The sequence below is a fragment of the Mitsuaria sp. TWR114 genome (genome assembly GCF_007997345.1).
The window spans coordinates 1-1008 of record NZ_VOSR01000294.1; the positions used below are offsets into that span (position 1 = coordinate 1).

The 1008-nt window shown below is 73.8% G+C and carries 1 protein-coding gene and 1 pseudogene; one reads left to right on the forward strand and one right to left on the reverse strand.

Going from position 1 to position 1008, the window contains the following annotated elements; genetic code table 11:
• A pseudogene (locus FUT87_RS28700) lies at positions 1-475 on the forward strand (hypothetical protein); the annotation flags it as partial.
• A 13-nt stretch (positions 476-488) separates the two neighbouring features.
• Here FUT87_RS28700 and FUT87_RS28705 read toward each other — a convergent pair.
• Positions 489-1008, reverse strand: a 520-nt coding sequence (locus tag FUT87_RS28705; RefSeq protein WP_186830498.1) for a hypothetical protein, incomplete at its 5' end; no start/stop codon positions are given.

Consider the following 1008-nt stretch of genomic DNA (forward strand, 5'->3'; position numbering starts at 1 on the left):
CGTCGCCACCGGGCTGATGGCGCGCCGCGCGACGCTGCCGCTGGTGCGGGGGCAATGGCTGCTGGCGGCCGCGGCCTTCGTCGCCGCGGTGCTCTATGAACCGCTCGGGCCGCAGGGGCCGCATGCCTTCGGCGGCCGCGTGGCGCTGGGGCTGGCCTCGGCGCTGGTGCTCGCGACGCTCGTGGCGATGGAGCGCCGCCGGCCGGTGCGCGTGCCGGCGCTGCTCGTCCAGCTCGGCGCGGCCTCGTACTCGCTGTACCTCGCGCACTGCCTGCTGATCAACATCGTGCTCGCGTCGATGGCCAAGGTCGGCGTCTATCACGCGCTGCCCGAGGCGCTCGTCTTCTCGATCGCGGTCCTGGCGGCCGTCACCGGCGGCTGGCTGATCGGGCGCTGCCTCGAACTGCCGGTGGTCGCGTGGCTGCGGCGGCGGCGCTCGCCACCGGCCGTGCCCGCGCCCGCGATCGCGGCCTGAGCGACGCCGCTCGTCACTCCTCGTTGTCGCCGCTGCCGCCCGTCTGGTCGTTGCGCTTCTCCGCCTGTTTCAGCAGCGGTGCCTCGAGGCGCGCCATGCCGTCGATGAAGCTGTCCACCGGCTGCGGCGTGGCGACGCGCAAGGCCGGCGGCGGCAAGGTGGCCATGTAGTTGGGACCGAGCCAGTACTGCTGCTCGGTACGCCGGCCGACGGTCAGCACCAGGCCGACGACGCACATCGCGCCGATGCCCACCGCCAGCCGCCGCGACGCCCGCGGCCACACCACCGTCGCATGCCACCACAGCAGCAGCGCGGCGCCCACCGACATCACCAGCGTCTCCAGCGCCAGCAGGCGCGGCAGGTTGAACATGTAGGCCAGCAGCGGCAGCAGCAGGTCGAAGAGCTGCATCGCCACCGTCGCCACCAGCGCCCGCCACAGGTGGGCGCCAAACGCGAACCAGTGCCGGAAGAGCTGCGTCACCAGCGCCCACAGCGCGGCCCAGATCAGCGCCACGCCCACCGGCGCCAGCAGC